Raw genomic sequence first — 15,780 nt, forward strand, 5'->3', positions numbered from 1 at the left:
CGCACGCGCTAGGCGCCCGTCTCCCCGCCGGCCGGGCCGAGCCCGGCGGGCCGGCCGCGGAAGCGGTACCGGCGTTCGGGGCGGCCCGCCACTCCGTAGCGCAGGGAGACGTCCGCGCTGCCGACGGTGTGGAAGTACTCCAGGTAACGGCGGGCGCTGACGCGCGAGACGCCGGTCAGCGCGGCGCACTCGCTGGCGGACAGCGTGCCCTCGGCCTCGCGCAGGGTGCGTTCGACCAGTTCGGCGGTCTCCACGCTCATGCCCTTGGGCAGCGCCGGGACGGGGACGGCCGGTGCCGCCGCCCCCGCCAGTACGCGGTCCACGTCGGCCTGGCTGCGCACGACGGTGCCGAGCATCCGGCCCCGCTGGACGGCGTAGCGCTCCAGGCGGGACCGCAGGTCCTCGAAGTCGAAGGGTTTGAGCAGGTAGTCGACGACGCCGTGACGAACGGCGCCGCGCACCGCGTCCGACTCCCGGGCCGCGCTGATGACCATGACGTCGCAGTCGTGGCCGGCGGCGCGCAGCCGCGGGATGACGTCCAGGCCGAACAGGTCGGGCAGGTAGAGGTCGAGCAGGACCAGATCGGGGCGCAGCTCGTCGACGGCGGCGAGGGCCTGTTCGCCCGTCCCGGCGACGCCGACGACCCGGAACGGCTCGACGCGTTCGACGAAGGCCCGGTGGACGCGGGCCACCATGAAGTCGTCGTCGACGACGAGCACACCGATCGCGCCGGCGGGACGGTCCTGGTGGGCGCTCGGGGTCGTTCCCGTCGTAGCGGCCGTGCCGCCCGTACCCCTCATCGTGCTGCTCCTTCCGCCACCGCGTCCGTGAGGTGGCTGACGGTCATGCGTGCGGTGAACACGGCCCCCTCGGGGGTGTTGGTCACCGAGATCTCGCCGCCGTGGCGTTCGCAGACGAGCCGGGTCAGCGCCAGGCCGATGCCGCGCTCCCCCTGCCGGGCGGCCTTGGTGGTGAAGCCGTGGGAGAAGACCTCGCGGGCCAGTTCGGGCGCCACCCCGGGGCCCGAGTCGCGCACCACGATCTCCACGCTCGAGGCGTCCTGCCGCAGCTCGACCTCGACCCAGGCCGCGTCGGCGTCCCCGTGGGCCGCGGCGGCCTCCACGGCGTTGTCGACGAGGTTGCCGACGACGGTCGCCACGTCGGCGGCGTCCCCCGGTGCGAGCCGGTCCAGCGCGGTGCTCTCGGAGATGCGCAGGGCGACCCTCCGCTCGGCGGCGAGCGAGGACTTGGCCATGAGCAGCGCGGCGACGGCCGTGTCGCGCACCCGGCGGCTCAGGGTGACGTCGAGGGACTGGCGGCGCTGGGTGAGCGCGCGGATGTAGCGCACCACCTCCTCCTGCTCGCCGATCTGGATCAGCCCGGAGATGGTGTGGAGCTGGTTGGCGAACTCGTGGGCCTGGGCGCGCAGCAGCTCGGAGGTGCTGCGGAAAGCGCCGATCTCCCGTTCCAGCCGGGCCAGTTCGGTGCGGTCGCGCAGGGTGGTGACCGAGCCGAGCGGTCGGCCGTCCTTGGCGACGGTCATGCGGTTCATCACGAGGACCCGGCCGTGGCGGACGACGACCTCGTCCCGCCGGCCGGCCGTGCCCGCCTCCGCTCCCGTGCCGGCCAGCACGTCGCGCAGCCGGCCGTCGATCCCCAGGCCGTCCAGGCTCTGGCCGACGCAGTCCTCGGGAAGGCCGAGCAGGCGCCGGCCCATCTCGTTGACCAGGGTGACCCGGTGCTGCGGATCGAGGGCGACGACACCCTCCGCGATGCCGTACAGCATCGCCTCCCGGTGCTCGGCGAGTCCCGCGATCTCGCGGGGCTCCAGGCCGAGGGTCTGCCGTTTGACGCGCCGCGCGAGCAGCCAGGAGCCGGCCGCACCGAGAGCGCTGGCGATGCCGAGGTAGGCGGGCAGGTACGAGGAGGCCCCGCCGAGCCGCTGCCACAGGGTCGGGTCGGCCTCCCCGACCATCACCGTGCCCAGCGGCCGGCCGAGGGTCTGCCGGGTGTCCCCGAGCACCGGCACCTGGGCGACGAGTTCGCGGCTGCCGCGCAGCGTCAGCGGTCCGGACCAGCCGCGACCCCGGACGGCGCCCTCTCCGAGGGGCAGCGCGGTGCCGATCATCGTCGGGTCGGTGGAGCTGACGACACGGCCGGCGGCGTCGGCCACCGTCACCGACGTGACCCCGGACTGGGTGAGGGTGGAGTTGACGAGCGGGGCGAGGGCTTCCTGCGGTACGGGGCGCCGGAGCTGGCTGCGGACCAGCGGGGTGGCCGCCAGTTGTTCGGCGAGCGCGGTGACCCGGCGGCCCTCGACGCGGTTGAACGTGGCCTTCGACTGGGCGAGCGAGACGGCGGCCACCGCGAGCAGCACCACGACGACGATGGCGAGCTGGAGGACCAGCGTCTCGCCCGCGAGGGACTGGCGGCGGAAGGTGGGGGCCACGGCGTACTCGATCTCGGCTGAGGGGTGTGGGGGCGGGGTGCCGGGTCGCCATCATGGCGCCGGCCTGCGGTGAAGGAAAGGGATGTGCCGTCTTCGCAATGAACCGGCGACGCGGATGCGATGTACTGACGGGGCGTCGGCCGCTCACCTGCGGCGCGCGGGCGTGCCGCGCGGCGTGACCGGCCGGTGCCGTCCGCGCCGTGACCGCAAAGACCACAACCTCCCTTGGTTCCGCAAGGAAGACACGCCACCGGGGCGCGGGCACCATGTGGCCCACCTCACCCTCCCCACAGGGTCCCCGTACCGCTCTACCCAACCGACAGGTGGTGGCATTCGTGCGCCTGCGCACCCCCCTTGCTCTGCTCGGGGCCGCCGTGCTCGTCCTCGCCGGTCCCCCGCTGCTCTCCACGGGCAGCGAGTCCGAGACCGGCACGCAGATCCCCGGCCTGCGCTTCATGGTCCCCAACACGCCCGGCGGTGGCTACGACATCACCGCCCGCACCGCGGCGAAGAACGCCGAGGACGCCGGCCTCACGCACAACATCGAGGTGTTCAACCTGCCCGGCGCCGGAGGCACCGTCGGCCTCAGCCGGCTGGTGAGCGAGCACGGCAACGGCAAGCTCGCCATGTCCATGGGGCTCGGTGTCGTGGGGGCCGTCCGCTCCAACCACGCGCCCAAGACCCTCGCCGACACCACGCCGATCGCGCGGCTCACCGAGGAGCAGGACGTGGTCGTGGTCGCCAAGGACTCCCCGTACCGGACGATCGACGAGCTGATCACCGCCTGGAAGAAGGACCCGGGCAAGATCCCCGTCGGCGGCGGTTCGTCGCCCGGCGGGCCCGACCACCTCGCGCCGATGCTGATGGCGAAGGCCGCCGGGATCTCCCCGAAGTCGGTCAACTACATCCCCTTCGACGGCGGCGGCGAGCTGCTCGCCTCGATCCTCGGCAACAAGGTCGGCTTCGGCGTCTCCGGCGTCGGCGAGTACCTGGACCAGATCAGGGCGGGCGAACTGAGAGTGCTCGCGGTGACCGGCCCGGAGCGCGTCGACGACCTGAAGGACGCGCCGACGCTCAAGGAGTCCGGCTACGACGTGGACTTCACCAACTGGCGCGGCATCGTGGCCCCGCCCGGCCTGTCCGACGCGGAGCGCGACAAGCTGATCCGCCTGGCCGAGAAGCTGCACGACTCCCCCGAGTGGCGCACCTCCATGGAGCAGAACGGCTGGGACGACGCCTTCCTGACGGGCGAGGAGTTCGGCGCGTTCCTGGACGCCCAGGACAAGCGCGTGGTGTCGGTGCTGAAGGAGCTGGGACTGTGACGACGACGCGGACCGAGACGCCCGCCGAGCCGGCCGCCGGGCGGCGTTCCTGGCTGCGCGACCACTCCGAACTCGGTGTGTGCGTGCTGCTGCTGGCGCTCGGCGTGCTGGTCCTGACCGACGCGCTGACCATGGACGTCGACATCACCCAGCGCGGGCCGGTCGGCCCGAAGACGGTTCCGGTCGTGGTCGGCGCGGGCCTGCTGGTGATCGCCGCGCTGCTCGCCGTGGACGTCCTGCGGGGTGGCCGGGGCCAGGCGGAGGGCGGCGAGGACGTCGACCTGTCCGAGCCGGCCGACTGGCGCACCGTACTGCTGCTCGCCGGGATCTTCCTCGGCGCGGCCGTGCTGATCGAGCCGGCCGGCTTCCCCGTCGCGGGGGCACTGCTGTTCTGGGGCGCGGCCTTCGCCCTCGGCAGCCGCCGCGTGGACCGCGATCCGCTGATCGCCGCGGTGCTGTCCCTGATCACCTACGTCGTCTTCGACAAGCTTCTCGGAGTGCCGCTGCCCGGCGGTCCGCTGATGGGAGTGCTGTGACATGAACGCCCTGAACTCCCTCCTGGACGGCTTCGGCACGGCCCTCACCCCGCTCAACCTGCTCTGGGCCGCCCTCGGCGTCCTGCTGGGCACGGCCATCGGCGTGCTGCCCGGCATCGGCCCGGCGATGGCGGTCGCCCTGCTGCTCCCGGTGACGTACGGACTGGACCCGGTCGCCGCGTTCATCATGTTCGCGGGCATCTACTACGGCGCCATGTTCGGCGGTTCGACGACCTCCATCCTGCTCAACACCCCCGGCGAGAGCGCGGCCGTGGTCGCGGCGATGGAGGGCAACCCCATGGCCAAGGCGGGGCGCGGCGCGCAGGCGCTGGCGGCCGCCGCCATCGGTCACTTCGCCGGCGGCATGATCGGCACCGTCCTGCTGGTGGCGCTGGCGCCGACGGTGGCCGACCTGGCGGTGGACATCGGCGCGCCGGACTACTTCGCCATCATGGTGCTGGCGTTCATCGCCGTGACGTCGGTGCTGGGCTCGTCGCGGATCAGGGGTCTGGCCTCGCTGCTGATCGGCCTGACGATCGGGCTGGTGGGCCTGGACCAGATGACCGGCCAGCAGCGTCTGACCTTCGGTTCGCTGCAACTCGCCGACGGCATCGACGTGGTGATCGTCGCGGTCGGCCTCTTCGCCATCGGCGAGGCGCTGTGGGTCGCGGCCCATCTGCGGCGCGGGGCGGCCGAGCCGATCCCGGTGGGACGCCCGTGGCTGGGGCGCGGGGATGTCCGGCGGACCTGGAAGTCGTGGCTGCGCGGCCCGTTCATCGGGTTCCCGTTCGGCGCGATCCCGGCGGGCGGCGCCGAGATCCCCACCTTCCTGTCCTACGTGACGGAGAAGCGGCTGTCCAAGCACAAGGACGAGTGGGGCAAGGGCGCCATCGAGGGCGTGGCCGGCCCGGAGTCGGCGGCCTCCGCCTCGGCGGCGGGCACGCTGGTGTCCATGCTGACGCTCGGCCTGCCGACCACCGCGGTCGCCGCGGTCATGCTGGCCGCCTTCCAGCAGTACGGCATCCAGCCGGGTCCCCTGCTGTTCGAGCGCGAACCCGAGCTGGTGTGGGGCCTGATCGCCTCCCTGTTCGTCGGCATGGTGCTGCTCCTCGCGCTCAACCTGCCGCTGGCCCCGCTGTGGGCCAAGCTGCTGCGCATCCCGCGGCCCTACCTGTACGCGGGCATCATGTTCTTCGCGGCGGTCGGCGCGTACGCCGTCGGCGGCGAGGTCGTCGACCTGGTGATCCTGCTGGCCATCGGCCTGGTCGGCTTCGGCATGCGCCGCTACGGTCTGCCGGTCCTTCCCGCCGTGCTCGGCGTCATCCTCGGCCCCAACGCCGAGCAGCAGTTGCGCCGCGCCCTCCAGATCAGCGACGGCAGCGTCACGGGCCTGGTGAACACGCCGTTCGCGGTGACGGTGTACGCGGTGATCGTGCTGCTGCTGGCGTGGCCGCTGCTGAGGCGGGCGGTGGTGCGCGGGCGGGAGCGTGCCGAGGCCTGACCACGCCCCCCTGGAGGCGGGGTCGGGCGAGGCCGGGGACGCCGGGTGGCACGGCGTCCCCGGCCCGCTGTCAGTGGCCGGTACCACAATGGGCCCATGATCGAGAGCGGCCTCAACTGGCAACAGTTCCTGCGGCGTTGGCAGGACGAGTGGATCCCGGACACGGACGAGGCGGAGGACCTGGAGGCGGGCGGCCTCACCCTCTCCGATCTCGCGCTCGCCGCACCGCCCGCGACGGAGGAGGAGATCGTCGCGGCGGAGGAGCGCCTGGGCACCCGGCTGCCTCCGTCCTACCGAAACTTCCTCAAGGCCAGCAACGGCTGGCGGGTCGGCGCTCCGGTGTCCATATACCAGTTGGGCGCGGTTCACGAGATCGACTGGTTCGGGGATCCGTCCGGCATGGGCGAGATCTGCCGGCGGGCGCTGACCGACCGGTCGACCGAGCAGGAGGTGCTGCTGGCCGGCATGTGGGACCGGGCCCTGCGGCTGGAGACAGACTCGGACATGTCGCACGCCCTGCTGGACCCGGGCGACACCGACGAGGACGGCGAGTGGGCGCTGTACCTGTACCAGGGGTGGAGCGGCGAGCTCCCGGAGCGGTACCCGTCGTTCCGCACCTACATGGAGGAGACCTACCGGGAATTCCACGCGGACCGCGCGGGCATCCCCGGCTTCGTGAACGACACCACGCGCGCCCTGGACGCCGACGTCGAGCGCGCGCGGCGGGAAGCGCTGGGCGGACGGTGGGAGACCGCCCGCGAGCTGCTGGCCGAGGCGCGGCGCTACGGACGGCCGTCCGCGCACGGCCTGCTGCGGCAGATCGAGACGCTGTCGCACAGGGGCGGCGGGCTCGGCTTCGGTGACCTCGTGGCCGATCCGCGCTATACGGACGATCTGGTGCCGGCGACGGCCGCCGCCCACCTGGCGCAGCACCGCCACGGTGACTTCCCCGACCGGCCGGCACTGGGTGCCGAGACCGGCGAGGCCGTGCGGGCCGCCGCCGACGCGGTCTTCGCCCGGGTGCGCGACCGCTCCTACCGCTACGAGCCGAGCGGGGCCTTCGGGCGGGCGGTGGACGAGGCACGGGAGGCGGCCCGGTGGGGGGACACGGACGGGGCCTGGCGGGTGATCCGCGCCGCGCTGCCGTCGTGGTCGCCACCGGGACCGGATCTGCTGGCACCTCTCGGGCTGCTCGCGGATCCCGTACTGGGGCCCGTGGTGACGCCGGAGCGCGGCAGGGAATTGCTGGCCACGCCGCGAGCGGGCCGGCCGGGCGCCCTGCCGGAACCGGTGCCGGACCTGGATCCGCCCGGGCTGTGCTGGCTGACGGACACGCCCCGGTTCAACGCGCCGTACGACTCCTACCGGTGCCTGTGGGCCGAGGGCGTGGAGCCGCAGGCGCTGCCGTCCCTGATCGGGGAGGACGGGAGCGCGGGACTGACCGCTCCGCCCGGCCGCCGGGACCCGTGGACCCACCGCGGTCCCCGGCCGCGGGACGAAGCGGCGCCGTGGGAGGACCGGGCCGTGCTGTCCGTGGGCCGGACGGGCACCGGGTGGGCGTTCGGCTTCGACATGGCTCCGCGCATGTCGCCCGTCGGAACCTTCTTCGTCTCCCCGGCCGCGGCCGCCTCGCGCGACGGACGCGCGGTGGTGCTGTGGGCACGCAGGGCACGGACCGGCGGCCTGTCGGTGTTCCACCTGTCGGTCGCCCGGCACGGCGAGGAGCTGTACGCCTTCACGCTGCGCGGCACCGACGTCACGCGCTCAGGGCCGGTCCCCGGGACGCTCGATCCGGAACGGCTCCTCGACGGCGTCGGCGAGGAGGCGCACGAACAGCGCCTGCTGGCCGCCGTGGAGGCCGAGTTCGGCCTCGCCCTCCCCCGGCTCGCCCTGGCCGAGGGCATCCTGCCCGAACTGACCACCCGCTCCTGGAACCGCGCACCGCGGCGGGGCGAGGCGTACGCCTACGCCACGGTCCGCGTCGGACCACGCACGCGGCCGAGGCCGCACACCACCGGGTGAGGGCGCGGCCTCCCCGCCGGGCCGGGCGGGGAGGCCGACGGGCCCGGTGGGTCCGTCAGACGGCGCGCAGGTCCTGCGACCACGCCGTGATCACCGCGACGACGGCCGGCTCGCCGTCGGCGGAGCGCCCCAGCCAGACCGGCCAGGTCCCGTCGCCTTCCGTGCAGAAGGAGACGAGGTCGCTGCCGCTGTCGTCGTCGGTGACCCGCACGCAGCCGTCGGACAGGCACTCGGCCACTCCCTCCGCCTGGTCCCTGAAGTAGCTCAGGAACCTCTCGGACAGCACCGGCCAGGCGGCGGCGTCCGAGAAGCAGCCGGTCGCGCCGTCGGTGCCGAAACCGTAGGCGTGCCCGTCGAGGAGCAGCCGTGGGTCGTCGTCCGCGCTGAGCCCCATCTCCCAACTGACCACCGGTTCGTCGCGGACGACCAGGCGCACGACGGGTTCTTCGACGGCGGCGACCCGCTCGCCCATGAACTCGTACTCCCCGACGAGCACGGTGGTCTCCAGGGGGTACTCACCGGGGGGTATGCGCTCGGTGAGCTCTCTCGGGTCGTCGGGTTCCATGCCGTCCGCGACGACGAGCCTGCCGCTCGGGACCCGGAGGGTCGCGATGTGCCGGACCCGGTCGACGGTCAGCTCGCCGATGTGGTCGGAAACGAACCGCTCGCCGGGCCGGAACAGCGCGTCCAGGTCCAGTCCCGGACGACCCGGGCGGGGCGGCCTCCACACGTCCCCGCGGGCCGCGGGCATCTCGCCGGCCATGCCGTTCGCCGTCGGTACGTCGGCGGGAGCGGGCGCGGCCCCCCGCGCACGGTGCGCCCGCACGCCGAAACGCGACCGCGGATACCAGCGCCTCCCCTCCGGCACGTCGGCGACCGTGTGATACGAACCGCCGCCCTCTCCGCGCTCCTCGAGGATCTTGCCTCCCTTTCCGCCCGGGTACAGATCCAGCGTCATCCGCCAGGCGTCGGGCGCGCGGTCGGGCTGCTCCGGGGAGGCGTACCGCCGCTCCACGTACTGCCGCAGGAACAGCCGGTCGGGTTCGAGGAGCCGCAGGTCCACCTCACGGGTCCGGCGCCCCCATTCGTCGTAGACCCACTGCCCGACGTAGGAGTCGCGCCAGGCGACGAGGTGGACCTCGGTCGGCACCGCGCGGCCGGCCTCGCGGAGGACCACCACGTACGGCTCGCCGTCGCGGTCGCGTGCCGTCGCCTCCTCGGGTGTCAACAGCCCGAACTCGACGCGGGCGCCCGCGTCCCAGCCCTCCGCGTACGAAACATCCCCGACGGCCACGTGCGGCCCCCCGTCCCGGTCGATCCGATGAAGGGCACCGTAGCGGTCCCCTCTGACACCGGCCCCGGCCCGCCCGTGCGGCGGCACGCGTGCTCCCAGCAGGTCGCGCAGCAGCTCACGGCTTGCGATCGTTCCGGTCGGCGCACAGCGCTTGCACTAGATCACCACGGTCCGGGCCGTCCGGAAGACGACCGACGACGTCGCTCCGTTGTCGTTCGGGCCACCCACCTGGCTTACCCAGGAACTTCACTCGCAGCCCGGCGTGAAGCGGCGGTTGCTGCCGTCGTCACCGTCGCACCCGCCGCTCTTTCCTCACTCAGTCGCGGCCACGACCGGTGTAGAGCTCCAGTTCTCCGTCGAGTTCTACGGCGAGGACGGTGCAGTGCGGGGCGATGTCGGCCTGCGGGGGCGCGTCCATCCACAGCACGCCGGGGACGTCGTGCAGGCCGCCGGTGACCCGGTGGGCGAGTTCGGTCCCGGTCCCCAGCACACTGACCCGGCGTACCGCGTTGCGCAGTCCGCGCACGGAGACCGTCTCGCTCGGCGGATCGAAGCAGGCCAGGTACAGCGTGCGGCGGTCCGGGGACAAGGTACTCGGGCCGTAGTGGTGCCCCGGCGGCAGTCCGGCGACGCTGCCGTGGACGGCCGCGGAGTGGCGCCGAATCCAGTCGCCGAGCCCTTCGAGCCGCCGGGCCTGCTCCACCGGGATGGTGCCGTCCGCTCGCGGGCCGACGCCGAGCAGCAGGTTGCCTCCCATGCCGATCGTCTCTGCGAAGTACCGCACAAGCTGTCCCACCGTCTTGTGGTTGCCGTCCTGCGGCCGGTACCCCCAGGAGTCGTTCACGGTCAGGCACAGCTCCCAGGCGGTGACCGGCGCGGACATGGGCAGTCCTTGCTCGGGGGTGGCGTAGTCCCCGTGGCCGAGCAGGCGGGCGTTGCACACCGTGTCCGGCGACAGGTCGCGGATCGTCCGGGCCAGTTCGGACATCCGCCACTGTTCCGCGGAGCGTTCCCACTCACCGTCGAACCAGAGCAGGTCCGGCCTGAATCGGGTCAGCAGTTCCCGCACCTGCCCGTCCCGGTAGTCGAGGTAGCGGTTCCAGGCGCGCGAGTCCTCGGCCCCCGGGGCCGGGGAGACGTAGGGGCTGTCGACCAGCTCGGGGTGCGGCGGCCGGGGGTGCCGCACGGTGGCGTAGTCGGGATGGCTCCAGTCGGAGTGCGAGTAGTAGAGGCCGGCCTTCAGACCCTCTTCGCGCATCGCGTTCACGTATTCGGCGACCAGGTCGCGGCCCGCGGGTGTACGGCGGACCACGCTGAGATCACCGAACCCCGTGTCCCACAAGGACACTCCGTCGTGGTGGCGAGCCGTCAGGACGGCGTAGCCGGCACCGGCGCGGGCAAAGAGCCGTGCCCAGGCGCCGGCGTCGAAGGCGGAGGCGGTGAAGCCGTCGAGCTGGCGCATGTACTGCTCGTGCGGCATGACGGAGTCGAAGAAGGCCCAGGATTCGGGCACTCCCTCGACCGCGTAGATGCCGTAGTGCACGAAGACGCCCAGTTTGGCCTCGGTGAACCAGGGCTGCATGGTCATGGAACCGTTCCTCGCAGATCTTGGGGAAGACATCGTGCCGACGAGCCCGGCCGGCGGCCGCACAGGTGTCCCGGGTTCCGTGCGCCCGCGGGGGCTCACTCCGATGGACTTCGCACGCACCTGGCGGGATCGCCTTCAGAGCGTGGCTACCTCTCAGCCTCTTGCTGCACGGCGACGACCTCGGTGGGCGCGGCTTCGGGCCCGATGCCGGTGAGGCCGTCCATGCGTCGGGGCGAAGAAGGCGTGCGTTGGCTTGGGAGGACTCCTCGTCCGTCAGGTGGCCCTCGGTGTGCCAAGAAGCAAGCTGTGCCAGTTCCTGTGCGACCCCGCTGGTGCCTGGGGCGTCAGCCGGGGACTGACCGTCGATCGTGGGCTGGTGGGCGGCAGCGCGGCACGCCACCGGCCCACCGGCCCCGTGCGCTTCGAGGGTTACGGCAGTTGCACGAACGGCGACAGGAAGGCGCGCGCTCCCGGAGTGTCCAGCCGGTAGGTGACATTGGTGGCGTAGCACGGGCCGTCGCCGGTGATGGTCGTCGCCGCGAGGACGCGCTTGCCGCCGATGACGGCGAAGTTGGGTCCGCCCGAATCGCCGTAGCAGGCACCTCCGTTGCCCTGCGGCGCCGTCATGGCGAGGCGCACCCAGGCGTCGTTGAGGGAGTCGAAGCTCACCGGCGCCTTCATCCTGACACCGCCACCCGGGTGAGTGTGGCCACCCGGTCCCTTCACTGCCTCCTGGGTGCCGTATCCGGCGACGACCCAGTCGGTGGAGTTGAGCTTCTTCGAGCCGAGTGCGGCGAGCTGGTTGGCGGTCGGCAACGCGGCCGGGGTGAAGGACCAGCGTGACTTCATCTGCGCGGCGGGGAGTTCGACGACCGAGATGTCGTGCGTGTCGGCGGCGGGTCCCGGGTAGTCGGGATGGCTGTGGGCCGTGCCCTGGACGGCGACGGCTCTCGCCTGGGCGGCGGGGTCACCGGGGTACTTCTTCGCGGCGGCGTCCAGGCCGGCCTGGACGTCCTGGTCGAGAGAGACGTGGAATCGTACGTTGTCCGGCCAGTCGGTGGTGCAGTGAGCGGCCGTCAGGAATGTGTCCGCGTCGATCATCGTGCCCGAACAGACCCAGTCGACGCGGTCCGGGGTGGCCGGGTCACCGTCGTCGTCCCAGGTGGCCACGAGGGCGCCGACCTCGGTGCGCTCGGGGGCGGGGGTCGCGTTGTAGGAATTGATCGCGGACGAGGGCGACGCGATGGCGAGCACGGTGGCGCAGGCGGCCGCGGTGACGGCGGTGGCACGTATGGCGGTCAAGGAGAAGCCCTTCGCTGGGTATGAATCGGGTGTTCCTTCTGTGGAGGGTGGGGGCATTGAAGCGCTTGTGATCGTCTACGGCAAGACAGTCCGCGGGTCCACCCGGATCGGCAGGCCGATCCGGCCTCTCCGGCCGGACAGTGCGCAGGAGATGGCGTGAGCGCCACTCCGGCCGGCCGTCGAGGGCACTGTCCACCAGCCCCGCAACACCAGCAGTCCGCGGCGCGCGGTTCGGAGGCCGGCCCGGCGGCCGAGCTGGGCAGCGGTGGATCGATGCCGCCGCCGAAGGCGCGCTCGCGCGTGGAGTGCAGGGCGTTCCGGGTGCCAGGAGTCGCTTCCCCCGCCGGACACGGGACGAGCGGGCGGGCGCCGCATGCGGGGCGGGTGCGGGTCGCTCACTGTGGTCACGGCGGGGCTCACTCGGCGGTGATGTGGGTCAGGTCGGCGAGAATCTCGGAGGCGACGACGGGGTCGATCTCGCCGAGACGGTGCGGGTACGTGTGGTTGCGCCAGTAGTCGCCGGGGGTGGTGTCGATCCATATCGTCTCGAGGGTCTGGTCGGGGAACTCGTCGACCATGCCGACGGCGATGCCGCCGTCGAGGGCGATGACGAGATGGCGGTCGCGGGCGATCGGGCGGGAGAACCAGCGTTCCACGCCGTTGTCCTGGGGCGTGCCGCGTTCCCAGCCGCGCTTGGTGAGGCCGAGGAGTTTGCCGACGGGGACGGTGACGCCCTCGAAGCGGGTCAGCCGGTGGCCGGTGGCCTCCTCGTCGGTGAAGGCGTGCACGGGGCGCCCGAGCTGCGGGAAGGGCTGGAGGATCTCGTAGTCGGCGAAGAGGTCGGCCCAGGCCTCGAGTTCGTCTCCCAGACGGAGGGGGTGGGCGAGGCGCACGGTGGCGTCGGCGGGGAGGGTCCATGCGTCGTCGTGGACGTCGGCGAGGGTGAGGTCCTCGGCGACACGGAACGCGGTCACCATGCCGTCACCGTCACCGAGCCAGACCAGACGGCGCACCAAGTGGCGCAGAAGGGGGTGTTCGACGAGCAGTTCGCGGAACTCGGCGGCGGTCCAGGAGCGGCCGGTGATCATGGCGGACTCCAGGCGGCGCAGCTGGTCGGAGGCAATGGTTCGGACCTCCTTCTTGAGGGCGGCGAACCGCTTGCGCTCGGCGGGGGCGAGTTCCGGGTCGTCCTTGACGCCCGGGGCCGGCAGGGCCTTGCGGAGCTTGCCGGTCTCGTCGCGGACACAGGGGCGGAGCTGTTCGTCGAAGGTGACGGTGAAGCGGCGCGGGCCGTAGTCGATGACGGTGCTGCCGTCGTCGGCGAGGCCGAGGTCGGGGACCAGCCGGTCGGCGAGCTGGTCGGTGGTGAGGCCGATTCCTTCGGCGACCTCGTCGATCTTCTCCCGGGCTCGCTTCTTGAGGGCCTTGAACGGCACACGCTGGGAGATGCCGTGCAGATGACGCAGGGCGGTGTCGGTGCCGATCGCAGCGAGGACGGTGAGGCCCTCGACCGCCCGGTGGTGGGCGTTCTCACCGGGCCAGGCACGCACGAGGGGGGTGAGACGGCGGACGGTCTCGTCGTCGCCGAGGAGGCCGAGGGCGTGGAGGGCCCAGCTGTCCTTGGCCGGCATGCCGTGGAACCGCCACGTCGTGAAGAGGGCCCAGGCGAACTCGGCGAGGGAGTCGGCGTCGCAGTGCTCGGTGACGGTGGCGACGCCGGGGTAGACGTCACCGGGCTTGGAGATCTGCAGCATGGTCGTCACGTGGCGGACGGCGTCGGCGGGCAGGGCGCCGCGGCCGCCGGTGAGCCGGATCTGCGGGAACAGGGCGGGGTCGGCCCAGGTGCAGGGGGAAGGCATTTTCGCCGGGAGGGCGGCCTCCAGCGGATCGCCGGCGAGGAGGTCGGCGACGATCACCTCGGCCTCGGCGCCGCAGCCGGCGGCGATCTCCCGCACGGCCTCGGCGCCCAGCTCTACGGCGAGTTGCCGCAGGGCGTGTTCGGCGTGGGTGCGGGGCGTGCCCGCCGGGCCGACGGCGTCGGGAACGAGGAGGGCGGCCGCGGCCCGGCCGTGGCGGCGGAGCCAGGCGAGAACCGTGGGCCTCAGCGACTGGCGGCGCACCAGCCACTCGGCCATCTGCCGGGCCACCTCGACGCTGCGGTACGGCAGCAGCAGGCCGCAGGCGGTGGCCGGGTAGCGAGCGGCGAGTCGGCTCAGCATCGGCAGGGCGTGCAGGCCGTGGCGGGCGGCGACGGGCCTGAGGTGGCTCTCGGTGTCCCAGACGTGCTCGGGGGCGAAGGCGTCGAGCAGTGGGCGTACGACGTCCTCGGGGCCGGTGACGAAGAGGCGGGCGGCGTGGATGTTGCCCCGCCACGTCCCCTGCTGCATCTGCTGGATCTCGCGGGACCAGTCGTGCTCGCGCCACCAGGGGGTTTCGGCGACGACGGTGGCCGCCCAGGCCTCCTGCTCCCCGGGCTTCCAGGCCACCTCGGCCTGCGGCGCCCCGGGGAGGTCGCGGGCCACGCGGGCCTTGCGGCTGGTGCGCTTCCGGGTCCACGGCGGGGCGACCAGCAAGGCGGGGAGCGCCTCCGCAGGTGCTTCCGCGTCCCGTTCGCCCCGCTCCAGCAGCGGGGCGACGACGGCTGCGGACGCCTCGGGCAGGGAGGGCAACATCTCCGTCGTGAGCTCCAGGTGGGTCACCACGTGCAGGGGCAGCAGCATCCGGGAGAGGGACGCCTGTTCGCTGTCGCCCGCCGCGGCGGCGGAGAGCAGCCGCAGGGCCCGCCGCGGGTAGCGGTTCATGGCGTCGAGCAGGGCGGGGCGCACATTGCGGTCGCCGCCCTTCTTCAGCAGCAGGCGGAAGGCGTCGTCGGTGGGCAGTTCGGCGGCCCAGCCCGCGACCTCCCGGTGTCCGTCGGATCCGTAGGCTCGGTCGAACGCGTCCTCCAGCAGGGACCCGACGGCGGGACCGAGCCGGTTCGCGAGGGTGGCGAGCAGTTGGAGGTTCCAGCCGTTCCAGCCGAGTCGTGCTCCTTCGCCGATGCGGGCGATCTGCTCCGGCCGGTACAGGGAGAGCAGGAGCATGCGCCGCAGGACGGAGTCGTTCGGTATCGGGCCGTCGCAGCATTCGTCGACCCAGGCATGCTCCTCGGGTACCAGGTAGGAGACCACGATGCGGCGCTCGGTGCTGTCCCGGAGGCCGGCGAGGGCCTCGACGGTCCGCCGTCGGGTCTCCTCGTCGACCGCCGCGAGCAGGTCCCGGACACGGGCGGCGGTCTCCCACACGTAGTGGGTCTGGTAGCCGGTCGCTCTCCGCAGCGCCGCGTCGTACCGTCGGGAACCTGCCTGCATGTAATGGGGATTGACGCATCCCAGCTCCACGACGGCACGGGCGGCGAACGGCAGGCCGTGTTCGGTCACGCAGGCGTCGACGAGCACGTCCACCATCGTGCAGTGCCAGCCAACGGCGATCTCCACGGCGGCTCCGAGCGGGGAGGGACTGCCCTCCCGGTGGGCCCGGCCCTCCTTCACCAGCTCCGGGTCGCTGCCGGAGGAGGAGAACATCTCCTCGAACCAGGCCGCCTCCTGCGCGTAGCGGCGAGCGGCCTTCTCCACCGCGTCCTCGGCCGGCTTCGCGCCGGCCCGGAGCACGGGCAGGGCCCGCAGCCAGGCGGCGGGCATCTCGAACCGGTCCTCGTCGGCGATTTCCTGGTGCATGGCGCTGTTCCTCCCCGTCACCCGTTGCACGGGGACCTCATGAGCAGTTA

The 15,780-nt window shown here is 72.8% G+C and carries 10 protein-coding genes; 4 read left to right on the top strand and 6 right to left on the bottom strand.

All coding sequences use genetic code 11. The features are described 5' to 3' along the window. Positions 1–8: 8 nt before the first annotated feature. On the bottom strand, positions 9–800 hold the full coding sequence (locus ACH499_RS17000; RefSeq protein WP_399016521.1) for a response regulator: 792 nt from the start codon (positions 798–800) through the stop codon (positions 9–11). Continuing rightward, a complete protein-coding gene (locus ACH499_RS17005; RefSeq protein WP_399016523.1) occupies positions 797–2,449 on the bottom strand; it encodes an ATP-binding protein in 1,653 nt (550 codons plus the stop codon). Before ACH499_RS17005 ends, ACH499_RS17000 begins: the two co-directional genes overlap by 4 nt. 335 nt (positions 2,450–2,784) lie before the next feature. Here ACH499_RS17005 and ACH499_RS17010 point away from each other — a divergent pair, with 335 nt between their 5' ends. The 4 genes from ACH499_RS17010 (at position 2,785) to ACH499_RS17025 (ending at position 7,830) form a co-directional block, all read left to right on the top strand. Further along, on the top strand, positions 2,785–3,771 hold the full coding sequence (locus tag ACH499_RS17010) for a tripartite tricarboxylate transporter substrate binding protein (protein WP_356202894.1): 987 nt from the start codon (positions 2,785–2,787) through the stop codon (positions 3,769–3,771). Beyond that, complete coding sequence (locus tag ACH499_RS17015) at positions 3,768–4,307, top strand: tripartite tricarboxylate transporter TctB family protein (RefSeq protein ID WP_356202726.1); 540 nt, start codon at positions 3,768–3,770, stop codon at positions 4,305–4,307. The genes ACH499_RS17010 and ACH499_RS17015 overlap by 4 nt, the downstream gene beginning before the upstream one ends. Position 4,308: 1 nt before the next feature. After that, a complete protein-coding gene (locus tag ACH499_RS17020) occupies positions 4,309–5,808 on the top strand; it encodes a tripartite tricarboxylate transporter permease (RefSeq protein WP_356202728.1) in 1,500 nt (499 codons plus the stop codon). A 96-nt stretch (positions 5,809–5,904) separates the two neighbouring features. Beyond that, on the top strand, positions 5,905–7,830 hold the full coding sequence (locus ACH499_RS17025; protein WP_399016526.1) for an SMI1/KNR4 family protein: 1,926 nt from the start codon (positions 5,905–5,907) through the stop codon (positions 7,828–7,830). A 55-nt stretch (positions 7,831–7,885) separates the two neighbouring features. Here ACH499_RS17025 and ACH499_RS17030 read toward each other — a convergent pair whose 3' ends face one another. The 4 genes from ACH499_RS17030 to ACH499_RS17045 all read right to left on the bottom strand — a co-directional run bounded on the left by ACH499_RS17030 (position 7,886) and on the right by ACH499_RS17045 (position 15,730). Next, positions 7,886–9,124 carry a DUF4241 domain-containing protein gene (locus ACH499_RS17030; RefSeq protein ID WP_399016528.1) on the bottom strand — a complete coding sequence of 413 codons (1,239 nt, stop codon included), beginning with the start codon at positions 9,122–9,124 and terminating at the stop codon, positions 7,886–7,888. A 316-nt stretch (positions 9,125–9,440) separates the two neighbouring features. Beyond that, complete coding sequence (locus ACH499_RS17035; RefSeq protein ID WP_399016530.1) at positions 9,441–10,712, bottom strand: alpha-L-fucosidase; 1,272 nt, start codon at positions 10,710–10,712, stop codon at positions 9,441–9,443. A gap of 429 nt (positions 10,713–11,141) precedes the next feature. After that, the gene (locus ACH499_RS17040) at positions 11,142–12,014 is read right to left on the bottom strand and encodes a trypsin-like serine protease (RefSeq protein WP_399016532.1); all 873 of its coding nucleotides are present in this window, start codon (positions 12,012–12,014) and stop codon (positions 11,142–11,144) included. 416 nt (positions 12,015–12,430) lie between these two features. Continuing rightward, positions 12,431–15,730, bottom strand: coding sequence for a DUF4132 domain-containing protein (locus ACH499_RS17045; protein ID WP_399016535.1), 3,300 nt, complete (start codon positions 15,728–15,730; stop codon positions 12,431–12,433). Positions 15,731–15,780: the final 50 nt, after the last annotated feature.

The organism is Streptomyces sp. NPDC018947 (assembly GCF_044390505.1).
In the GTDB taxonomy this organism is placed as follows: Bacteria; Actinomycetota; Actinomycetes; order Streptomycetales; family Streptomycetaceae; genus Streptomyces.

Bases quoted from the DNA above. Each gene is read 5' to 3' on its own strand.
- ACH499_RS17045 (WP_399016535.1), bottom strand. From the start codon at position 15,730: ATGCACCAGGAAATCGCCGACGAGGACCGGTTCGAGATGCCCGCCGCC.
- ACH499_RS17025 (WP_399016526.1), top strand. From the start codon at position 5,905: ATGATCGAGAGCGGCCTCAACTGGCAACAGTTCCTGCGGCGTTGGCAG.
- ACH499_RS17035 (WP_399016530.1), bottom strand. From the start codon at position 10,712: ATGACCATGCAGCCCTGGTTCACCGAGGCCAAACTGGGCGTCTTCGTG.
- ACH499_RS17020 (WP_356202728.1), top strand. From the start codon at position 4,309: ATGAACGCCCTGAACTCCCTCCTGGACGGCTTCGGCACGGCCCTCACC.
- ACH499_RS17000 (WP_399016521.1), bottom strand. From the start codon at position 800: ATGAGGGGTACGGGCGGCACGGCCGCTACGACGGGAACGACCCCGAGC.